The organism is Paenibacillus sp. J22P169 (assembly GCF_059691995.1).
This window is the reverse complement of sequence record NZ_JCAUAO010000001.1, coordinates 1,205,215-1,226,526: the sequence shown is the minus strand read 5'-3', so window position 1 is coordinate 1,226,526 and position 21,312 is coordinate 1,205,215. Positions and strand designations below refer to the sequence as shown.

Sequence of the window (21,312 nt, the reverse complement as noted above, 5' to 3'; positions counted from 1 at the left end):
GGGATCATGTTAACGTTTTGACCCACAAGTTCATGTCTTCATATTTATCATAAATATCACAATTTTTCGTCAGTCGGCCATAATAGCGATAGCCCATCTGGTAAAATACGGCATTCATACCGAAGGAAAGCGCCCTAGATAAGGAATAAGCGCAGGTAATGTGCCGCATAATCAATTCATCTTCCAAAGCATGCATTAGAAGTCGCATGAGTCCTTGATTACGATAGGCGGGTAGCGTCGCACAATCTGTCATTTCCGCATTCGCATAGACCGAATTGATCTCAGCAGAGGCAGCGCTAACCAGTTGATCTTGGGATTCGACGAGATAATAAATCGTCCCCTCGTGCATGGTTTTCTCCACATAGAGCGGATCATTCATCGGAGTGGGGTAGGTTTGGAAAATGTGACTGTATAAGTGGGAGAGCTGATCTGCATCCTCCAAACGAGCTATCCGCAGTGTAAATTGAACCGGTACTAAGGGTCGATCAGACTTAAGAGGGAGAGTGTGAACCTGCTGAAGAATGCGATCTTCTTCCATCCAATAATCGCTGGTTCTCCGTTCCAGGTCATCATAGACGGCCATGCAGTAAGCGTCGCTGCCATTAAAATATCCTTTATAAATTCCCTCCAGCATACAGCCCTTCGATAAAAAAGACTGCCAGTCCTTCTCGTGTGATTTGATAAATATTTTGGTCAAAGCATGTGATTTGGCGATTTCAAGGATTCGCGTGTAAATGGCATCGATATTCCCCTGATAATCATCCACCCGTAATCTTTTATTCCTACCATCAAGACAAAACATGATCGTATAATCCGTACCATTGACTACATGATTCGTATAGGTTGGCAGATCACTTGGCATCCAGCATCCCCCTTACTTCCTCATTTTGCTGCAAAAAAAGTGACAACTGCCAAAAATCCGGCAGCTTTTCCCGCACATTTTACCTGCTAGGGGAGCATATACCCATTTAACGAAAAGTTGGCATCTATTTTGCATGATTAACAGATCGTCGCGAGAATGTTCTATACCATATGATGGAGGACGGATGCATATGAATTGCATGTGGTGTGATAGGGAAGACATTCGAGAAAGTGTAAAGGACTGCTACTGGATCATGCCAGATGGGAGATTAGCGGTTCAGATATTGGGAGTCCCCGCGATCGAGTGCGCCTCCTGCCGTACTTACGTATTAGAAAGCACTGCACAGCGAATCGAAGAGACCCTTTACTGGCATGATGTATCCGCGCTAGGAACCGCATTTCGCTATGAAGATTTGATGAAGGCTCCGCGCATAAAGAATATGTTTCTCAAATAAAACCGAAACGAATGTGACCAGTGGGGGTGCCTTATGAAGCGGGAGCATATCATTAAGCCGGTTTTGGATCACCATTATCCCACCATTCAATATGGGAAAGGCGTTTTCCTATACGATGATCAAGGCAAAGCTTATATAGACGGTTGCTCGGGAGCCGTGACAGCGGGAATCGGACACGGGGTCCAAGAAATCGTTGATGCTATGCTTGAGCAAGCGAACAAAGTTTCTTTTGTTTATCGGTCGCAGTTTACCAGCGAACCCGCCGAGAAGCTGGCAGAGAAGCTAAGCAACGAAGCTCCTGGCAACGATTACTGGACCTTCTTCGTGAACAGCGGGTCCGAGGCTACCGAAACGGCGATGAAGATTGCCATCCAGCACTGGCAAGAACAAGGGAGACAAGGCAAGAATAAAGTAATTTCAAGGCGGATGAGCTATCATGGCATCACATTAGGAGCACTTTCAATGTCTGGTCATGTTCTGCGAAGAAGACGATTTATCCCTTTATTAGAAGACTATCCAGTCGTTGCTCCACCGTATTGCTACCGCTGCCCATTCGGCTTAACCTCCCCGGATTGCCACTTAGTGTGTGCAGATGATTTGGCAACGGCAATCAAGCGCATCGGTGCTGAGCATATTGCGGCATTCATTGCCGAGCCGATCATTGGAGCCGCAGGCGGCGCGATTGTTCCGCCAGTTGGCTATTACAAGAAAATTAAGGCCATCTGTGATCAGAATGAGATCTTATTCATCGCGGATGAGGTTATGACGGGTATAGCCCGAACGGGGGCTATGTTCGCTATGCAGCACTTTGGAGTTGAACCCGATCTGATGGCTTTAGGGAAAGGCATGAGCGCTGGATACACGCCGATGGCAGCAACGCTTGTCAAAGATCATGTGATGGCTCCTATTTTGAAGGGATCCAAAAGTATCATGTCTGGCCATACGTATAGTGCCAATCCGCAATCAGCGGCTGTTTCACTGGCAGTACTCGCCTATATTGAGAAGCATCAGCTAGTCGTCGCTGCAGAGAGCAAAGGCCACTATTTGATGGGCAAGTTACGGCAAATGGCTGATGGGATCGCGAGCATCGGCGATGTAAGGGGCCTAGGCATGCTGCTGGCAATCGAATTTGTAGTTGATCGGACCGATAAGCGAACGTTCCCATCTGGGTTAGGTGTTACTTCTCGGATCATTGCAAATGCCTTTCAGAAGGGGTTGCTCGTTTACCCTGCTGCAGGTGCGGTCGATGGCGAAGGGGATGCCATTATCATCGCCCCGCCATTGGTCATAACCGAGGAGGAAATCGACCAGCTTGTGCGGATTTTGGATACATCCATTCGGGAAGTCATGGCTGAGCTTACCCCATCCGCATTGGAGGAGATATGATGGTGCCAAAAGAACATGCACTTGGGGGCGTAGTTGGAAAAGTTAGAACTGTAGAAGAAGCACTTGTTTCGATTACCGATGGCTGCACATTAATGTTCGGAGGATTCGGTGGTATCGGTACGCCTCCAACGTTAATTGAGGGGGTTTTACAAAAGGGTGTTAAGGATTTAATTCTCATTGGCAATGATACAGGATTTCCCCATATCGGTATTGGGCGTTTAGTTACCGCAGGTCGTGTGAAGAAGGTGATCGCCTCTCATATTGGCTCTAATCCTAACGCTGGTCAAATGATGGAGCAGGGAACCATGGAGGTCGTCTTTTACCCGCAAGGTACGCTTTGTGAAAAAATTCGAGCTGGCGGCGTTGGACTTGGCGGGATCTTAGTGGATGTCGGCGTCGGAACGATCATGGAGCAGGGAAAAGAGACCGTTTCCATCGACGATAAAACCTATCTGGTAGAACCAGCTCTGACGGCAGACGTGGCCATTGTGCATGCGAAAAAAGCCGATCCGTACGGGAATCTCATCTATGATAAAAGCGGTAGAAATCTGAATCCGCTCGTCGCCATGGCCGGAAAGATAACGATTGCCGAAGTCGATGAGATTGTTCCACTTGGTGAGTTGGACCCCGAAAGTATTGTCACACCGGGCATTTTCGTAGATATGGTGATTTTGAGCAGAGGGGTGACGTGGGAATGGGTATGGGAAAAGAAACCCGTGACCGAATAGCGAAGCGGGCTGCTCAAGAACTACAGAACGGCATGGCCGTCAATCTCGGGATCGGGATCCCAACGAAGGTTGCGGATTATGTTCCAGAAGGTATTCATGTTGTTTTTCATGCGGAGAATGGCATATTGGGCGCAGGAGGCGCGCCGCTATCAGGGGAAGAAGATGCATTTCTCTGCAATGCGGGAGGATATCCCATCACAATAGCTAGCGGTGCTTCCTACTGCGACAGCGCCATTGCTTTTGCCATGATTCGCAGAGGTTGTATCGATATCACAATTCTTGGGGCGCTAGAAGTGAGCGAGCGTGGGGATTTGGCCAATTGGATTGTACCAGGAAAGCGGGTGGCGGGGATCGGAGGAGCGATGGAGCTTGCGCAAAAAGCCAAAAAAGTCATCGTTCTGATGAACCATGTGAACCGGCAGGGGGAGTCTAAGGTTAAAAAGCAATGCGACTTACCCTTAACAGCGGTGGCCTGTGTGAAATTGATTATTACGGAAATGGCTGTGATGGAGGTTACGGAGCAGGGTCTGGTTTTGAAAGAAATCATGCTGCCTTATACGGTTGAGGAGGTTATCCATCATACGGAGGCGGCCTTACTTATTCCGGACAACATTAGTTACATTCCATAGATGGTGGTTAAAACGTGTTTGGCTACACCCGGAAGGAGGAATTTCCTTTGTCCAATGAGAATGCTCAGCTGCAAAAGAAAATTCACGACTGGATCAGGCTTCATCGCAAGGAAAGCATCGAATTTCTACAGCAGCTGGTAAGGCTTCCGAGTGTGCAGGGCCATGAGCAGGAGGCGCAGCTCCTCATTGGCGCTAAATTGCGGGAGTTGGGGCTCGACGTGGACATTTGGGAGCCGGATGGAGAGGCGCTAGCGACGCATCCTTATTTCTGTTCCCCACGAAACCGTTTTGTGGGCAGTCCTAATGTTGTTGGTGTTTTGAAGGGGGCAGGCGGGGGGCGCTCACTGCTGCTTAATGGACACATGGACGTCGTCCCAGAAGGGAACCGGGAGCAATGGCAGGAGGATCCATTTAGCGGCCATATCATGGATGGGAAGCTATATGGGCGCGGGGCAACGGATATGAAAGGTGGAAACGTCTCTCTGCTTATGGCTATCGAGGCTGTTCAGAGTCTCGGAATTAAGTTGAAAGGCGATGTTATTTTCGAAAGTGTCATTGAAGAAGAAAGTGGCGGAGCAGGGACACTGGCCGCTATTGTCAGAGGTTATCGGGCGGATGCGGCGCTCATTCCCGAACCTACCAATTTGCGCATATTCCCTAAGCAGCAGGGCTCCATGTGGTTCCGAATTGAGGTGAAAGGGCGTTCGGCTCACGGGGGAACGAGGTATGAAGGCGTGAGTGCGATTGAGAAAAGTATGACTGTCATCCAGCATATTCGTGAGCTTGAGGAGCTTAGAAATGCGCGAGTCGTGGATCCATTGTACGCCAATAATCCGATTCCGATCCCAATTAATATTGGTGTCATTCAGGGGGGGAATTGGCCTTCGTCTGTATCGGATACAGTGAAGCTGGAAGGACGAATGGGCGTCGCGCCGGAGGAAACGTTGGAAACGGCTAAAGAGGAAATGTGCCGTTGGATGGCCGGTATTCGCGCGAAAGATCCTTGGTTCGAATCGCATCCGCCTAGTGTGGAATGGTTCGGTGCACAGTGGGTCCCGGGCAGCGTTGATCCTGAGCACGCTTTGATGAAGGTGCTTATGAAGCAATTCCAAGAGGTTAAACAGGAAGAGCCCACGATTGAAGCATCACCATGGGGAACTGACGGTGGTTTGCTTACGCAGCTTGGTGAAACGCCTTGTATCATTTTTGGCCCAGGCATCACACAAGTCGCCCATTATCCGAACGAGCATATCGTGTTGGAACATGTATTCGAAGTGGCTGAGATTATCGCATTGACCTTAATTCATTGGTGTGGTTTGGAGGGAACGGAGGCATAAGGATGGATCGAAATTCAAAACATACGAAGTATATTGAGATGAAAACAGCGATTCCGGGGCCGCAGGCTCAATTGTTGTTGGAACGTCGCTTAGCGAGTATTCCACGAGGTCCTTTCAATACGGTGTCTACGTTTGCGGCCAAAGGGGAAGGGGCACTTCTGACGGATGTCGACGGGAATACGTTTATTGATTTGGCAGGTGCAATCGGCTCCTTAAATGTTGGCCATTGTCCACCAAAAGTGGTGGAAGCGCTGAAGGCCCAGTTGGATCATTACTTGCATCCCTGTTTTCATGTCATGATGTATGAACCTTATGTGGCCTTGGCTGAGAAGCTCAATGCGTTGACACCTGGCGATCATTTGAAGAAAACGTTCTTCTTGAACAGCGGCGCGGAGGCTGTTGAGAATGCGGTGAAAATCGCCCGCAAATATACGGGACGAAGAGCAGTGATTTCTTTCGAGCGTGGCTTCCACGGTAGAACTTATATGGCCATGTCGCTAACTAGCAAGGTTAAACCCTATAAGAACGGCTTCGGTCCTTTTGCACCAGATACGTACAAAATGCCCTATCCTTATTACTATCGAGCTCCCTCAGGGTTGTCACAAGCTGAAGTAGATGATCAACTTTTACAGAAATTCGAGGATTTTTTCCTTGCTGAGGTGCCAGGTGAAGAGGTTGCAGCGATTATCATGGAACCTGTTCAAGGAGAAGGGGGTTTTGTGATCCCTTCTGTTAGGTTTGTACAAGGCGTGAAGGCGATTTGTGAAAAATACGGAATTTTGTTTATTGCCGACGAAGTGCAGACAGGGTTCGGAAGGACAGGGAAAAACTTTGCGATGGAACACTTCGGCGTTGTACCGGATTTAATGACCATGTCCAAATCAATTGCCGCTGGGCTTCCGATAAGTGCCGTGACTGGACGAGCAGAAATTATGGACGCACCAGGCATCGGTGAAATCGGTGGAACCTACGGAGGCAGTCCGCTCGGTTGTGTGGCTGCTTTACAAGTCATTGATATGCTTGTGGAAGAACGGCTGGCTGAACGTGCGGTCTCCATTGGGGCAGCCGTAAGCGAGCGGTTCCTGCGGCTGCAACAGGAAGTAGGCTGCATTGGGGACGTGCGTACATTAGGCGCGATGAGTGCAATTGAGATCGTCAAGGATCAGGAATCGAAGAAGCCAGATAAAGAGCTTACGACACGCATATTACAGGAAGCGCATCAACGTGGCGTTATCATCATGGGGGCAGGCATTTACGGGAATGTGATCCGTATACTAAGTCCACTGGTCATTTCGGATGAGCAGCTTACGGAGGGATTGGATGTACTAGAGCAGGCAGTTAAGACGTGTCTCAAACAAGAATAATGTTCTTGAACCTATGTGAAAGGGGGGAGTACAAGATGAGAAAGCAACTATTTATCGATGGAAAATGGGTGGAAGCGAACGAGTATCGCCCCTTATTCTCACCTTACAGCGGAGAACAAATCGCTGAGATCCCATTTGCGGGATCAGCCGAAGTAGAACTTGCGATTGCTGCTGCTGAACGAGCAAGACCTGTCATGGCAGGAATGTCTGCGCATGAACGGGCAGCGATTCTCGAGAAGCTGTCTGCATTGATCCGCGAGAATAAGGAAACGTGCGCCCGATTGATTGCGCTTGAAGCCGCTAAACCAATATCTACAGCGAGAATAGAGGTAGAGCGGACGATTGCAACCTACAAGTTTGCAGCTGAGGAAGCGAAGCGAATTCAAGGAGAAACGATCCCTATGGATGCGGCTCCTGGAGGTGAGGGTCGTGTGGCGTATACGATTCATCAGCCTTTGGGTGTGGTGGCGGCCATCACACCCTTTAACTTTCCGATGAATCTGGTTGCGCATAAGGTGGGCCCAGCCATTGCGGCTGGCAACACGATTGTCTTGAAACCAGCTGGCCAAACGCCGTTGACCGCTTTATATTTGGCGGAGCTTTTGCAGCAGTCGGGTCTACCAGCAGGAGCTTTCAATGTAGTTACTGGCAGTGGAAGCGTAATTGGGGACCTATTGGTTAGAGATGCAAGAATTAAGGCTGTGACCTTCACGGGAAGTCCTGAAGTAGGCCTTGCTATCCGCAATAAGGCTGGCTTGAAAAAGGTCATCCTAGAATTAGGTTCCAATTCAGCTCTCATTGTGGATCTAGGGATTGATGTGGATGCAATGATCGTTAGGGCGGTTACAGGGGCATTCTCCTATGCAGGTCAGGTGTGCATCTCGCTTCAGCGGATCTATGTACATGAGCAGCTGTTCGATGAATTTGTCCGCAAATTCGTGCAGCAGACAGAGAAGCTTCAATTAGGAGATCCGTTGGAGGCCGCTACGGAGGTGTCGGCATTAATCGGCTCTCGAGACGCTGATCGTGCAATACAGTGGATCACAGAAGCCGAACAACTTGGCGCGACTGTCGCGACTGGCAACAAGAGAGAGGGGAATATTGTTCACCCGACCGTCTTGCTTCATGTTGCTTCTGCGGCTAGCGTTTCGTGCCAAGAAGTATTTGCTCCGATCGTGATGATTAATAAAGTCTCTTCGATCGAGGAAGCCATTCGTCAGGTGAATGACTCCAAATACGGTCTGCAAGCAGGCATATACACAGAAAATATCCGAACTGCGCTTGCGGCAGCAGAAGCTCTAGAGGTAGGAGGTGTCATGATTAATGATATTCCCACCTTCCGAGTAGACCATATGCCGTATGGGGGTGTGAAGGAGAGCGGAACGGGGCGTGAGGGTGTAAAGTATGCGATACGTGAATTGACGGAGATGAAATTGATTTGTTTTAAAAAGTAAGCGCACATAAGCTGCGAGGGGGATGTGTGTTCACTTATCCCTGAGATTGCGATGAAATTACATGCCGCGTAGAAAAAGGCACCCGATTCGGGTGCCTTTTTAGCTAAGTTACACATACGCCACCAAACTAACTGTAAAATCTACAGCTAATTTCAGGCGATTTCCACGAAATTGTAATTTAACTGGAAAATATCCAGTTATTTCAGCCAATTGGTCGCCTTTGGGAGGGATGACGCAAGTTTACCTGTAGGAAATCCAGTTATTTACTTAAGAATGGTTATTTTGGCTAAATTAACTACATAAAATCCATCTACTCAACTGGCTCGCGTTAGAGCGCCGCCGATTCTTGCGCATTCGGGGACATTTCCACGCATTAACTACATAAAATCCATCACTCAACAGGCACCTCTGTTGTTGCATTCGCTTTTTTCTCTTTATGCTGTGCTTTCATCAATTTGTCCTTCATTTCATCCCTCATCGGCCGACGATCCTTCAGCGACATGTGCTCAGGTGTTTCCTGATACGTTTTCCGTCGACCGATTCGGCGCAAATTTTCTGGCACTAAGTTAAATTTTTCATCTTTCATAAGTGCAATAATGCCCGTGCTCTCTGGCTGCTTCTGAATGCCATATATCTCATTGAAATATTCGTCGGCCCGGCCAGGTACATAGCTTTTCGGCTCAGGGTAACCGACGATAACACCTTCATAATTGCGCAGAATGACCTTATCTTGACTCTGCGAGATTAAATAGTTCGGTTGCAGCGCAATTTTCCCACCGCCGCCTGGCGCATCGACAACAAACGTTGGTACAGCATACCCAGAAGTGTGGCCGCGGAGGGATTCAATAATTTCAAGACCCTTAGAGACAGGGGCTCGGAAATGACCGATACCCTCAGACAAGTCGCATTGATAGATGTAGTACGGACGTACACGTATTTTCACTAGATCATGCATGAGCTTTTTCATAATATAGGTGCTGTCGTTGATACCAGCCAAGATCACAGATTGATTGCCTAGCGGAACGCCGGCGTTAGCTAGCATTTCGCAGGCGATTTTCGCTTCTTCCGTGATTTCCAATGGATGATTGAAATGCGTATTTAACCATACAGGATGATATTTCTTGATAATATTGCACAAGTGCTCTGTAATTCGCTGCGGGAAAACAACTGGAGCCCGGGTGCCGATCCGAATGATCTCAACATGAGGAATCGCCCGCAAATTTTTCAGAATATACTCCAAAATATTGTCGTTAATTAATAAACCATCTCCACCCGATAGTAGAACGTCCCGCACTTCAGGTGTATTACGGATATAAGCGATCGCATCATCCAATTGCTTCTTGGGAACTCCCATACCTACCTGGCCGGAGAAACGACGACGCGTGCAGTATCTGCAGTACATCGAGCACTGATTCGTTACCAAGAATAGCACCCTATCCGGGTAGCGATGTGTCAATCCTGGGGTAGGGGAGTCTTCATCCTCGAAAAGTGGATCCTCGAGATCGTATTTGGTTTTCAGCAATTCAGCGGAAATAGGGACAGATTGCATGCGAATCGGGCATCGCGGGTCATCAGGATTCATCAAAGATGCATAGTAAGGCGTAATATTTAAAGGAATCGTTTGCGTTGAAATGCGAACACCTTCTTCTTCCTCAGGGGTAAGATTCACTACTTTCTTCAGATCATCTAAAGTACGAATGGTATGGGTCAGCTGCCAAAGCCAATCATTCCATTGCTCATCTGTCACATTTTTCCAAAGATCAACTTGCTTCCAGTCACGTCGTTCCATCATTGCACCTCCAGCATGGATGTCTTCTTATGTATAGTAAGATGCAAAAAGGATGCCAACATTTCAATGTGTTAAACTGAGCATGAAAAAAAGCTCAAGTCTATAGACTTGAGCTGAGCAAATTGGCATATTCATGTGGCTTCAATCGTTTAAAAGAGATATCCCTTTCGACGCCGAAAAAGAAATCGGATCGACGACTTCACGAATAAGAACCACATCGGACTTTTCCTTTGATCAGGATGACGTATAGAGCGAGGGACTAGATAATTCATCGGAGTAATGGAAATAGGCTCAGATACATTTGCAGTTGTCTTAACATGTTCTTCGAGAATGGATACTTCTAAGGTGCTGGCGACCTCGCTTTTACTTTCAAGCAATTCTTCTATTTTACGCTCATATTCAGTCATACGATTCGTTAAAATCATATTCTCTTCTTTGAGTTTTTTTATAAGTTCGAATAGTAATTTCATTGTAAGCTTGGGTTTCAAATGTGATTCATTAGTAGCTGTATTGCAAACGGGGGATAGCAGAAGCATCAATTCCTCATCACTGATTATTTGGTTTGCCACGTTACTTCCTCCTTTAACGATGGATTTCATAGAGTAACTAGTAACTCTATGAATCCTTTTTCATATCGTAAAGGATTTGGAGAGTGATGTTGCTCGAAAACCGTTGTCGTTTTGTAATCTTTCTTGAGGAAGTATGGGGGATGAGTAGAATCCTAGTATTCAATTGACAATTAAGGCTTTCTCACAATGCCGTAGCGGTTCAATTTATATTGTAAAGCTTGCCGTTTAATGCCTAGCGCTTGCGCGGTGAGCGTGATGTTATATTGATGGAAGGCTAGCGCATCCGTAATTGTTTCCTTTTCCATTTGTTTCACTTTATCAGTTAACCTACCAGTAGTGAAGGACTCCGGCTCTTCACGCCACATCGCAGTTGGAAATGTATGTGTCGAGGTTAAGCTTGAATTTCCCATGAGATAAGCAGGGAGGTGTATGTCTTCAATCTGTTCACATTCCAGCTCCATCATATTGTAGGTGGATTCGATAGCATGACTAAGTTCTCGTATATTGCCTGGCCAATGATAGTTCATTAAGCATGCCAAAGCAGATGCGGAAATACCTATAATTTTCATGCCAAACATCAGATTAAACTTTTCAATAAAGTGAGAAGTGAGGAGTGGAATGTCTTCTTTCCTGTGCACAAGCGGTGGCAGGTGCAAATTCACGACATTGAGTCGGTAAAAAAGGTCACTTCGCAGCAGTCCTTTGGCTAACGCCTCTTTCGGATCGATATTCATCGCCGTGATGATACGTACATCGACTTGTTGTTCATGACTACCCCCGACTCTACGAACGAGCCCATCTTGCAGAACGCGCAATAATTTGGCTTGCAGAAATAAATCCAAGCTGTTCAACTCATCCAGAAAAAGCGTTCCACCATTTGCTTGCTCAAATAAACCAGCACGATCAATAGCTCCAGTAAATGCACCTCTGGCCGTACCGAACATAATCCCTTCCATCAGTTCATTCGGAACTGCGGCACAGTTTTGAGCAATGAACAGCTTGCTTCGACGGGCTCCGGCATTGTGTATGCTTTGGGCAAATAATTCCTTCCCGGTGCCGGTAGGTCCTGATAGTAATACAGGCGAGCTCGTACGTGATGCCTTTTTGGCGAAGGCGATGGTTTGCTGGAAGGATTCGCTTTGCCCGATTAAATCACTGAAATGGTAGCGGGCTGTACTTGTATTTTTTTTATCTTTTGAAGGTGATTCATAGATTTGATGCCTAAGATCTAGGATTTGATCATGGAGATGAACAATACTAGTGATATCTTTGGCCACTTCTAAGGCACCGATGATTTCGCCGTTTTCCATGAGCGGATACGTGCTATTAATGGTCGTGATTCGTTTCCCCGTCACACTCACATACGTCTGGATTTTCTCTCGCAGTTCAATCCCTGTCTGGAGTACTTTCATGAAGGTGCTCGTTTCATTTGTGAGGGAAGGAAAGAGGTCGAAGACGTTTTTTCCTACAACTTGCTCGCGCTTAAAACCATCCATTTCAGCCATCTTCTCATTATAAAAAATAGTGATTCCCTTGTTATCAATCAGGTGAACACCGACATCGATGATATTCAGCATGTTCTCGAAATACTTTGCGCCATGATCGTTCTGCTCGGACATTATGTTCACCCGCCTCACGAAGAATGGTTCTGTGGTTCAATTAACAGCTTATGATTTCACTTTTTGGAAAATGACAAGTGACATGCTGTCCATTGAACAGGTTAAGAAATACGGGGCTAATAAATAAAAAATCCCTTGGATTAAAGAAGAATTTTTAATTGATAAATTGGGAAAAATATACAAACAAAACAAGAGAATGGATGCCGAAATATGAACTTTATATGGGAAGCTTTGATCATACTATTTGTTGGTTTTTGTTTGATGCGAATTGCCGGCAAAAAAACAGTTTCTGAAATGACGGGTCTTGAGATCATTACACTACTATCGATTGCGTCAGTTATAGGTTATGCAATTTCTGCAGAGGGATTATGGAAAACAACTTTGATATTGACAATTTTTGTAGTCGTTCTAATTGCGGTGCAGTACCTAGCAATAAAATTTCCATGGATTGAATTCATATTTATGGGTAAAGCAACGGTCGTTATTCAGGACGGGGAAATTATGCTCGACAATATTAAAAGACTGCGAATATCCGTAGAACAATTAAAAACAAGGTTAAGGGAAAAAGGCATTACGTCTGTCTCAGATGTAAGAATAGCGACAATTGAAATAAGCGGTCATCTTGGATACGAGTTGATGAGGCACGCAGAGCCAGTAACTATGGGAGAATTGGATAAAATATTAGCTCAACTTCAGATTATACATCAGCCACAGAAACATACGGAGAGTGTAAATCTGTTTGATGAGGTCATTGAATCTCAAAAAAACATGTCACAGGAACATAATAGTTAAAATTGCTTAATTTTATGATGAAAGTGATTGCAATGAAGGGGAAGGAATAAAATGTATGAAAAGCACTGGTGAAACTAGGCAGCCTAAGGAATGAATTTGACAAAAAGGTGGGTTTCCTGTGAACGCAGAAGTCTATCGGCCCAAGAATCCAGTAAGGTTTGTTACGGCGGCGGCTTTGTTTGATGGACATGATGCTACCATTCATATTATTCGAAGGATTCTGCAAGCCTCTGGGGTTGAAGTCGTCCATCTAGGCCATAATCGATCCGTCGATGAGGTTGTCTATGCCGCCATCCAAGAAGATGTGCAAGGCATCGCCATTAGCTCTTATCAAGGCGGACATATCGAATATTTGACGTATATGTATGATCTTCTTCAGCAAAATGGTGCTGGACATATTCGGATTTTCGCTGGCGGTGGCGGCGTCATCGTCCCTTCGGAGATTGAACACTTACAGCAATATGGGATTGCTAAAATTTTTTCGCCTGATGATGGGCGAGAATTGGGTCTGCAAGGCATGATTAATTACATGATTCGAGAAGTTGACAAGCCAACGCCAAGGAAGCTTGCAGAGCAACTACCCTTATCACTAGAAAGCCTATGGGCAGTCATTGCCAGCTCCATAACTGCTGCTGAAGAAGCCGCTGGGAGCAGACAGATGGCACAGTCTTTACCTATTTTACAAAACGTACAAACAACTGTTGCAAGCGCACCGGTGCTTGGAATTACCGGAACAGGAGGAGCTGGGAAAAGTACATTAACAGATGAAATAGTTAGGCGTTTTCTCCAGCAATATCCGAATAGAAGCATCGCGATAATCTCTATCGATCCCTCCAAAATGAAAACAGGCGGTGCCCTCTTAGGTGACCGGATACGCATGAATGCTGTTAATAGTCCTAGGGTCTATATGCGCAGCTTAGCAACTAGGCGAGCAAAGTCGGAATTGAGTCTCGCAACGAAGGAGGCCATACAAATCCTCCAAGCTGCTGGATACCATATGGTGATTGTGGAAACAAGCGGGATCGGACAAGGGGACTCCGCTATAGTAGAGCTATGCGATGTATCGATGTATGTGATGACGAGTGAATTTGGAGCTGCAACGCAGCTGGAAAAAATTGATATGATTGATTATGCGGATATCATCGTTATCAATAAGTTTGAACGTCGCGGCTCAGAGGATGCATTACGCGATGTACGTAAACAATTTCAGCGAAGTCGTGGCTTATTTGATACACCTGCGCAGGAACTGCCTGTCTTTGGCACGATCGCTAGTCAATTTAATGATCATGGCACCAATGTGCTATTTGCCAAAGTCATGAAGCTCATTACGGACAAAACAGGCAGTGATTGGCCTATGGACGAGATCGCAAACACGCAACCTGTTACAACAAAAAATGTGATCATTCCACCAGATCGCACTGGTTATCTCAGCGAAATTGTACAAACGATTCGACAATACAAGAAGTTTACAAATGAGCAGGTGAAAGTAGCGCGAAAGCTTTACCAACTGCGTGGAACGAGAGAGATATTGTTGACAGATCACCAGGAAATTGAAGGGGATTCGCATGTTGTCATGGCTATGTTGAATGAACGCATTGCTCATTATACAACCATGCTGGATCCAGTTTGCAGGACGTTGATACAAGAATGGCCGCAAATTCGTCAATCCTACAAACAAGCTGAACTTGTCAGCAAGGCTCGCGACCGAGAGTTGAAAACAGCGATGTACACGGAGTCACTCTCTGGAACGAAGATTCCGAAGGTCAGTTTGCCTAGGTATGAAGATGAGGGTGATATCCTTCGTTGGCTGTTGATGGAGAATCTGCCAGGCTACTTTCCTTATACAGCGGGCGTATTTCCATTTAAAAGGACAGGTGAAGATCCTAAACGGCAATTTGCCGGAGAAGGAACGCCTGAGCGCACGAACCGTCGATTCCACTATTTATGCCAAAATGATGAGGCGAAGCGATTGTCGACAGCTTTTGACAGTGTTACCTTATACGGGCATGATCCTGACTACCGACCTGATATCTATGGGAAAATAGGAAACAGCGGTGTGAATGTATGCACATTGAGCGATATGAAAAAGCTGTTCGATGGATTTGATTTGTGCCATCCTACTACTAGCGTATCGATGACAATTAATGGACCGGCACCTATGATTTTGGCGATGTTCCTGAACACGGCGATTCAGCAGCAAGTGGAGAAATTTGTCCAGAGCAACGGTAGCCAACCTTCTGACGAGGAGTTTGAGCGCATAAAAGCTTGGACACTTCAAACGGTAAGGGGTACCGTTCAAGCGGACATTTTAAAAGAAGATCAAGGTCAGAATACTTGCCTATTTTCAACCGAATTTGCACTGAAAATGATGGGCGACATGCAGCAATACTTCATTGATCATCAAGTGCGGAACTACTATTCAGTAAGCATTAGCGGCTATCATATCGCGGAAGCGGGAGCGAATCCAATTACGCAGTTAGCTTTTACACTGGCAAATGGATTTACCTACCTCGAATATTATTTGAGCCGTGGCATGTCAATCGACGATTTTGCGCCGAATCTTTCTTATTTTTTCAGCAATGGTCTCGATCCCGAATATACCGTTATGGGGAGAGTAGCGCGTCGCATATGGTCAACTGTCATTCGAAATCAATATGGCGGTAATGAAAGAAGTCAAAAGCTGAAGTATCATATTCAAACTTCTGGCCGATCTTTACATGCGCAAGAAATGGATTTTAATGATATTCGTACCAGTTTGCAGGCGCTCATTGCGATTTACGATAATTGCAACTCCTTACACACGAACGCTTATGATGAGGCGATTACGACGCCAACGGAGAATTCAGTCCGCAGAGCAATGGCAATTCAATTGATCATCAATAAGGAATTTGGTTTGACGAAGAATGAAAATTCGCTGCAAGGTGCCTATATTATGGATGATTTAACTGATCTCGTGGAAGAGGCCGTGTTAATAGAATTCGAGCGCATTCATGCTCGTGGCGGTGTGTTAGGTGCCATGGAAACGCAATATCAACGTGGCAAAATTCAAGATGAATCTCTCGCTTACGAGCATAAGAAGCATTCTGGGGAGCTGCCGATCATCGGCGTAAATACGTTCATAAAACCTAAATTGGATAGACCCGTTGACGAAATCGAGCTGGCTCGATCAACCGTAGAAGAGAAAGAGTCGCAAATACTTGAGCTGCAAGCTTTCAAGGAGAAGCACAAGTCGACTTGCCCTGCAGCGCTAGAGCGATTAAAGTTAGCGGCGCGCAATAATGGAAACCTTTTCGAGGAGCTTATGGAAACGGTTAAAGTTGCATCGCTAGGACAGATCACAGCGACCTTGTATGAGGTGGGTGGACAGTACCGTAGGAATATGTAAGTTTAAAAATTTAATATAATCATATAGCACTGCCGTCCATTCCATGATATATATGAAGTGACCCAAATTTATTGAATGGAGTGAGAGAAATGAGAATCGCAACGCAATTGTATACGCTTCGCAACTTTTTGCAAACCCCCCAGGCTATTAGCGAGAGTTTGAAGAAAGTAAAGCAAATGGGGTACCAATCCGTACAAGCATCAGGTGTTGGGCCCATCGATATTCATGAATTTAAAGCGCTTACGGATCAGGAAGGCTTGATCATTTGCGCGACTCACATCGGTTACAATGATTTGTTAAACGATATGGATTCCGTGATTGAGAAACATTTGGCATGGGATTGCAAATATGTCGGGTTAGGCGGTCTTCCTCCTGAATTTCGGGAAACTAGACAAGGGTACGCTGCATTTGCTAAGCAAGCCTCCGAATTTGGGAGACAGCTGAAAAGTGCAGGGTTACAGTTCATTTATCATAATCATGATTTCGAATTTGCCAAATATGATGGAAAGACAGGCATGGACATTTTATTAGAAGAGTCGGACCCACAAGCCGTGGACTTCGAGCTAGACGTATATTGGGTGCAAGCTGGCGGAGCCGATCCGATCGAGTGGATTCGCAAGGTGGATGGTCGAATGAAGGTTGTGCATTTCAAGGACATGATCGTCACACCAGACCGGAAGCAACGTTTCTCCGAGGTCGGTGAAGGAAACATGAATTTCAAAGGCATTATTCAAGCTTGTGAAGAAATCGGCGTGGAGTGGGCAGCGGTTGAGCAAGACGACTGCTATGATCGTAATCCATTCGAAAGCTTGGAGATTAGCTATAACAATCTTGCTAAATTAGGGTTGAAGGGTTAAGGAAAAAATTCTAAAACCGCAATTCGCCTTTCAAATGACGTACATAGAAAGAAATGAGCTGTCCCACAAGGTTATTGACCTTCGGGGACGGCTTTTCTTTTCGTTCTATCTCCTAAACCTGCGAGTATATTGTAGTGATGGTTCAGGAGCTAGTAGGGGAGGATGATTACCATTGCCTGTTTACTTCTTTCTTATGCTTCTTCTCACGGGAGGTTGGACACAAACAGGGCAGCAAGGAAATCCATTGGATTCAATGTGTTCGACTACAGCTGTAAGCGCATTCACACAATCCCCGATGGATATGAAATCGATTCATTACACGAACAAAGCGTTATTCTTAACCTATCATCATCTGGATGACCAGGAATCATTCATTACAATTACCCCAACCAAATTTAAACAGCATCTGCAGGCTTTAAAAGATAAGCATTATACGATCATCTCGATTGAAGATTATGCTTGTTTCCATGCTCATCGGAAGACGTTGCCTCCGAACGCGGTGGTGATTACATTTGATGATGGATACCGATCTTTTTATGAAAAAGCCTATCCTTTGCTGAAGCAGATGGGCTATCCAGCGACGAACTTTCTTATCTTGAGCGATGTTGACTCTGATAATCCATCCTTGCCATTTCTGAACTGGACGCAAATTCTTGAAATGAAACGCGATGGATTTAGCTTTTACTCGCATACGTATGATCTTCATCAGAAAAAGCGGGATGAGGCTGGTAATTTGGTTCCTCCTTTGACTAATCGGCTCTACTTGTCTAAAGAGAAACGATTGGAAACAGAACAGGAGAGGAAGCAGCGTGTACGTGATGATTTACTGTTGGGAGAGGCGTTTTTAAAGACTAAGCTTCACAATCAACTTTCATTCCTCTGTTTCCCATTAGGGGAATACAATCAGTCAGTTATGGAGGATGCGAAACAGCTTGGATTTACTTTGTTTTTCACAACTAGAGAAGGAATCAATACAGGCAGCAGTGAGGAAATCACTCGTATAAGTGCGGGAATGCCGTATGTGTCTTCGGATATTTTGCTCAAAAAAATGCAGCTTTACGATCAGTAGTTGCTCGCAAGTAGGGTTTGATAGGTAGATTGATCTAGCAAATCTCTTCCATGAATGCCCATTGAAACTTCTATTCCACGTCCTAGTTAGATATGCTATAATGCTCAAAGTCACTGTTGTAAATGTGAAAAGATACGGACCCATACGTCATTAGATACTCCAATTATTGACAACGGGCAACTTTCATAAAACCCGGCTTACAACCACTAACGTTGTAGGTCTTTTTTTCAGGAATGTGCTAGATATCGCAATAACATCCTAAGAATATAGCGGAAACTACAAACAATTGTGATATCGAAAGTAGGTTCATTTATGAATTTTATACTCATGGCTGCCATTTCTTTGGTACCGCTGTTTTTAGGAATGTCTTGTAAAATGTTATTTAAAATGAAATTAACCAACGCCATGGTCATATTTTTGCTTTGCATGAGTATATGGCAATTAGATGTCAGTGTGTTGTATAGCAGCGATGTAATAGAAACGGAATCGATTTTATTTCTATTTAAGCTTTTACGGATCGGTTCGATTATGCTTCCACCGGCATTTTTGTATGTTGGATATATCACTCTCAAATATCTAACAAAAGAAGAAGCGAAATGGATGAATCTGATCATTAATAAGTATACGCTCAGCGTTTATGCGCTATGGTCTGCTTTCATTTACATCATAAATTGGACAGAACTCGGTGTACAAGGTTTAAAGTCGATTAATGGCATCGGTAATCAAATTACGGTCCTGTACCCCATCTATGGTGAATGGGGCAGCTTTTTTGTGAACCATATTAAACTATTAATTGTTAGTATTTTATTGACGCTTATTGCAAGTAGAAAAGTAACGGACAAGTATGTGAGGAATTTCCTAACTTTATTCAGCCTTACTTTCCTTTTAACCTATATGATCGGGGTATTAAATTTACAAGCCGGCACATTCATTTATTCTAGTCAAATTGCTGTTATGATTTTTTCAATCATTATTTTCTTTATATTTGTACATATGAGTACAAGAATGATCAGAGATACTTCTCAAATCTTGAAAAGAAAAGAAAAAGAAGAACAAATTGAGATATCAACTTCAGGTTTAATTCATGAAATTAATAATCCGCTAACCGTTGTGAAAGGGTATTCTGATCTCTTATCACGAAACGAACAACTGGATGTCAGTGTCAAAGGGATGGTAGATCATATCGAAATTGCTGGTGAACATATGAACAGCATCCTTACGAACTACAATCATTTTATCAAAAGTGGAAAAATACAAACGAATGAAACGAACATTGTGGAGGTTATTCAAGAATCACTTGCTTTAACCTCCATTAAAACGAAAGAAAACGAGATAACCATCGTATTTAAGCAACATAAAAATATGATTGTGTCGATAGATCGAGATAAAATAAGGCAAGTGTTTGTTAATTTAATCAATAATAGTGTAGATGCTATGGTAGGGAGAGACCAAAGGATTCTCACGATTGAATACTGCACGAAGAATAATGAAATCCATATTCTCCTATCGGACACGGGTTCCGGCATTCAGCAAGTGGAATGGGACCGCATATTCACACCCTTTCATACCACCAAAAAAACAGGCATGGGCTTAGGTTTGTCTATTTCTCAACGCATTATCAATTCACATGGCGGATATATTGAAATCGTAAATAGCACAGAAGAAGGAACCGAAATTAAGGTGATCATCCCGCTCTGGACTGGTGTAACTACGGATTGATTTCTAATCATTTCTACTAAAAAAAGCTTAGTCAATGGGCCGACGCCTCACAGACTAAGCTTTTTCTATTGACTAACCGCTATTTGTTCTGCAGGCTCACGATCCTGTGTGATAGGTCTACTTTTCGTTCTATAAATGCCAAGCATCTGACCTGTCCCCAGTGCGGTACATACGAGTGGTTGATCTGCGATATGAACGGCAACCCCTGTTTCGGCACGAATTCGATCATCGATCCCTTCCAATAACGCGCCGCCGCCACAAAGCAATATCCCTTGTTCCATGACGTCGCCTGCAAGTTCTGGTGGACAAAGCTCCAGAGTAGATCGAATAGCTTCAATCAATGCACCTAAGAATTCATTGACGACCGTGTAGATTTCACTAGAGACTAATCGAATTGAACGGGGTAATCCATCTACCAGATCACGTCCACGAATGTCAATCGTACGCTCATCAGTCGAAGAACTGGCAGTCCCAATTTCCATTTTAATCTGCTCAGCGGTTCGCTCACCGATTTCCAAATTATATTGCCGCTTCACATAATCCATGATATCACGATCGATCGAGAGACCTCCCCGGTTAATCGTATGACTCGCAACAATGCCTCCAAGCGACAAAACGGCAACTTGACATGTGCCTCCACCAATATCGAGCACTAAGTGACCAATAGGTTCATCGAGCATAAGTCCAGCTCCAAGCGCCGCAGCAATAGGTTCTTCGACCGCAATCGCTTTCTTGGCTCCCTTATGAACAATTGTTTCTTCGATCGCACGCTTCTGTACGTTCGTAATCCCGCAGGGCACTGTAATGTAAATTTGTGAACTACGTAAAAACGAGGATCTGCCTTGAATTTTTTTGATAAAATATTTCAACATGATGCTTGTCTTGTCAAAATTAGCAATGACACCATTGATTAGTGGATACGTGATATCCACATGAGCAGGGGCACGACCAATCATCGCTTGTGCTTCAGCTCCTGCCGCCAGCAACTCACCTGTATTTTGGTTAAATGCAACGACGGATGGTTCGTTGAGCACAATCCCTTTTCCTTTTTCGAAAATAACGGTGTTTGAGGTACCTAAATCAATCCCATATAACTTATCGAACTGTTTGAACATTACTATGTTCCTCCTTTGATTGTAGTAAGGCATTAGCATGGAGGTGGCATTCACGTCTGTATAGTATTCTTCTTCATTTGCAGTTTTAAGGGGGGTGGATGACAAATTACCAGGAAAAACCATTAAAAAGCTCGAATGGATGTACTGTTTGGCAGGATCCGCAGGGTTACTTAATGCCATTAAT

The 21,312-nt window shown here is 44.9% G+C and carries 17 protein-coding genes; 12 read left to right on the top strand and 5 right to left on the bottom strand.

Features of this window, described 5'->3' with window-relative positions; translation table 11 throughout:
- Positions 1-4 precede the first annotated feature (4 nt).
- Entirely contained in the window at positions 5-862 is an 858-nt protein-coding gene (ablB, locus tag AC58QG_RS05730; RefSeq protein WP_497361135.1) for a putative beta-lysine N-acetyltransferase, read from the bottom strand.
- A 190-nt stretch (positions 863-1,052) separates the two neighbouring features.
- Here ablB and AC58QG_RS05725 point away from each other — a divergent pair, with 190 nt between their 5' ends.
- Genes AC58QG_RS05725 through AC58QG_RS05695 form a run of 7 tightly spaced genes read left to right on the top strand, consistent with a single transcriptional unit; the run spans position 1,053 to position 8,214 of the window.
- Entirely contained in the window at positions 1,053-1,316 is a 264-nt protein-coding gene (locus tag AC58QG_RS05725) for a YokU family protein (RefSeq protein WP_497361134.1), read from the top strand.
- 33 nt (positions 1,317-1,349) lie between these two features.
- Entirely contained in the window at positions 1,350-2,702 is a 1,353-nt protein-coding gene (locus AC58QG_RS05720; RefSeq protein ID WP_497361133.1) for an aspartate aminotransferase family protein, read from the top strand.
- Positions 2,702-3,430, top strand: coding sequence for a CoA transferase subunit A (locus AC58QG_RS05715; RefSeq protein WP_497362789.1), 729 nt, complete (start codon positions 2,702-2,704; stop codon positions 3,428-3,430). Before AC58QG_RS05720 ends, AC58QG_RS05715 begins: the two co-directional genes overlap by 1 nt.
- Complete coding sequence (locus AC58QG_RS05710; RefSeq protein ID WP_497361132.1) at positions 3,397-4,059, top strand: 3-oxoacid CoA-transferase subunit B; 663 nt, start codon at positions 3,397-3,399, stop codon at positions 4,057-4,059. Before AC58QG_RS05715 ends, AC58QG_RS05710 begins: the two co-directional genes overlap by 34 nt.
- Positions 4,060-4,106: 47 nt before the next feature.
- Positions 4,107-5,396, top strand: coding sequence for a peptidase (locus AC58QG_RS05705; protein ID WP_497361131.1), 1,290 nt, complete (start codon positions 4,107-4,109; stop codon positions 5,394-5,396).
- Positions 5,397-5,398: 2 nt separating this feature from the next.
- Positions 5,399-6,760, top strand: a complete 1,362-nt coding sequence (gene gabT, locus AC58QG_RS05700) for a 4-aminobutyrate--2-oxoglutarate transaminase (protein ID WP_497361130.1) — start codon at positions 5,399-5,401, stop codon at positions 6,758-6,760.
- A 35-nt stretch (positions 6,761-6,795) separates the two neighbouring features.
- Positions 6,796-8,214 carry an aldehyde dehydrogenase family protein gene (locus AC58QG_RS05695; RefSeq protein WP_497361129.1) on the top strand — a complete coding sequence of 473 codons (1,419 nt, stop codon included), beginning with the start codon at positions 6,796-6,798 and terminating at the stop codon, positions 8,212-8,214.
- Positions 8,215-8,605: 391 nt separating this feature from the next.
- On the opposite strand, the gene kamA is transcribed toward AC58QG_RS05695, so the two are convergent.
- The 3 genes from kamA to AC58QG_RS05680 form a co-directional block, all read right to left on the bottom strand.
- Positions 8,606-10,006, bottom strand: coding sequence for a lysine 2,3-aminomutase (gene kamA, locus AC58QG_RS05690; RefSeq protein ID WP_497361128.1), 1,401 nt, complete (start codon positions 10,004-10,006; stop codon positions 8,606-8,608).
- A 146-nt stretch (positions 10,007-10,152) separates the two neighbouring features.
- Positions 10,153-10,572 (bottom strand): hypothetical protein, encoded by a 420-nt coding sequence (locus AC58QG_RS05685; RefSeq protein ID WP_497361127.1) that lies wholly within the window; start codon positions 10,570-10,572, stop codon positions 10,153-10,155.
- Positions 10,573-10,742: 170 nt separating this feature from the next.
- Positions 10,743-12,191 carry a sigma-54 interaction domain-containing protein gene (locus tag AC58QG_RS05680; RefSeq protein ID WP_497361126.1) on the bottom strand — a complete coding sequence of 483 codons (1,449 nt, stop codon included), beginning with the start codon at positions 12,189-12,191 and terminating at the stop codon, positions 10,743-10,745.
- A gap of 210 nt (positions 12,192-12,401) precedes the next feature.
- Here AC58QG_RS05680 and AC58QG_RS05675 point away from each other — a divergent pair, with 210 nt between their 5' ends.
- From AC58QG_RS05675 to AC58QG_RS05655, 5 genes are all read left to right on the top strand, one after another.
- Positions 12,402-12,983, top strand: coding sequence for a DUF421 domain-containing protein (locus AC58QG_RS05675; RefSeq protein WP_497361125.1), 582 nt, complete (start codon positions 12,402-12,404; stop codon positions 12,981-12,983).
- 118 nt (positions 12,984-13,101) lie between these two features.
- Complete coding sequence (gene icmF, locus AC58QG_RS05670) at positions 13,102-16,368, top strand: fused isobutyryl-CoA mutase/GTPase IcmF (RefSeq protein ID WP_497361124.1); 3,267 nt, start codon at positions 13,102-13,104, stop codon at positions 16,366-16,368.
- 89 nt (positions 16,369-16,457) lie between these two features.
- On the top strand, positions 16,458-17,225 hold the full coding sequence (locus AC58QG_RS05665; protein ID WP_497361123.1) for a sugar phosphate isomerase/epimerase family protein: 768 nt from the start codon (positions 16,458-16,460) through the stop codon (positions 17,223-17,225).
- Between the two features lie 172 nt (positions 17,226-17,397).
- Entirely contained in the window at positions 17,398-18,294 is an 897-nt protein-coding gene (locus AC58QG_RS05660; protein WP_497361122.1) for a polysaccharide deacetylase family protein, read from the top strand.
- Between the two features lie 426 nt (positions 18,295-18,720).
- Positions 18,721-20,013: a sensor histidine kinase gene (locus AC58QG_RS05655; RefSeq protein WP_497361121.1), complete on the top strand. Its 1,293-nt coding sequence runs from the start codon at positions 18,721-18,723 to the stop codon at positions 20,011-20,013.
- A 65-nt stretch (positions 20,014-20,078) separates the two neighbouring features.
- Here AC58QG_RS05655 and AC58QG_RS05650 read toward each other — a convergent pair whose 3' ends face one another.
- A complete protein-coding gene (locus tag AC58QG_RS05650; RefSeq protein WP_497361120.1) occupies positions 20,079-21,128 on the bottom strand; it encodes a rod shape-determining protein in 1,050 nt (349 codons plus the stop codon).
- Positions 21,129-21,312: the final 184 nt, after the last annotated feature.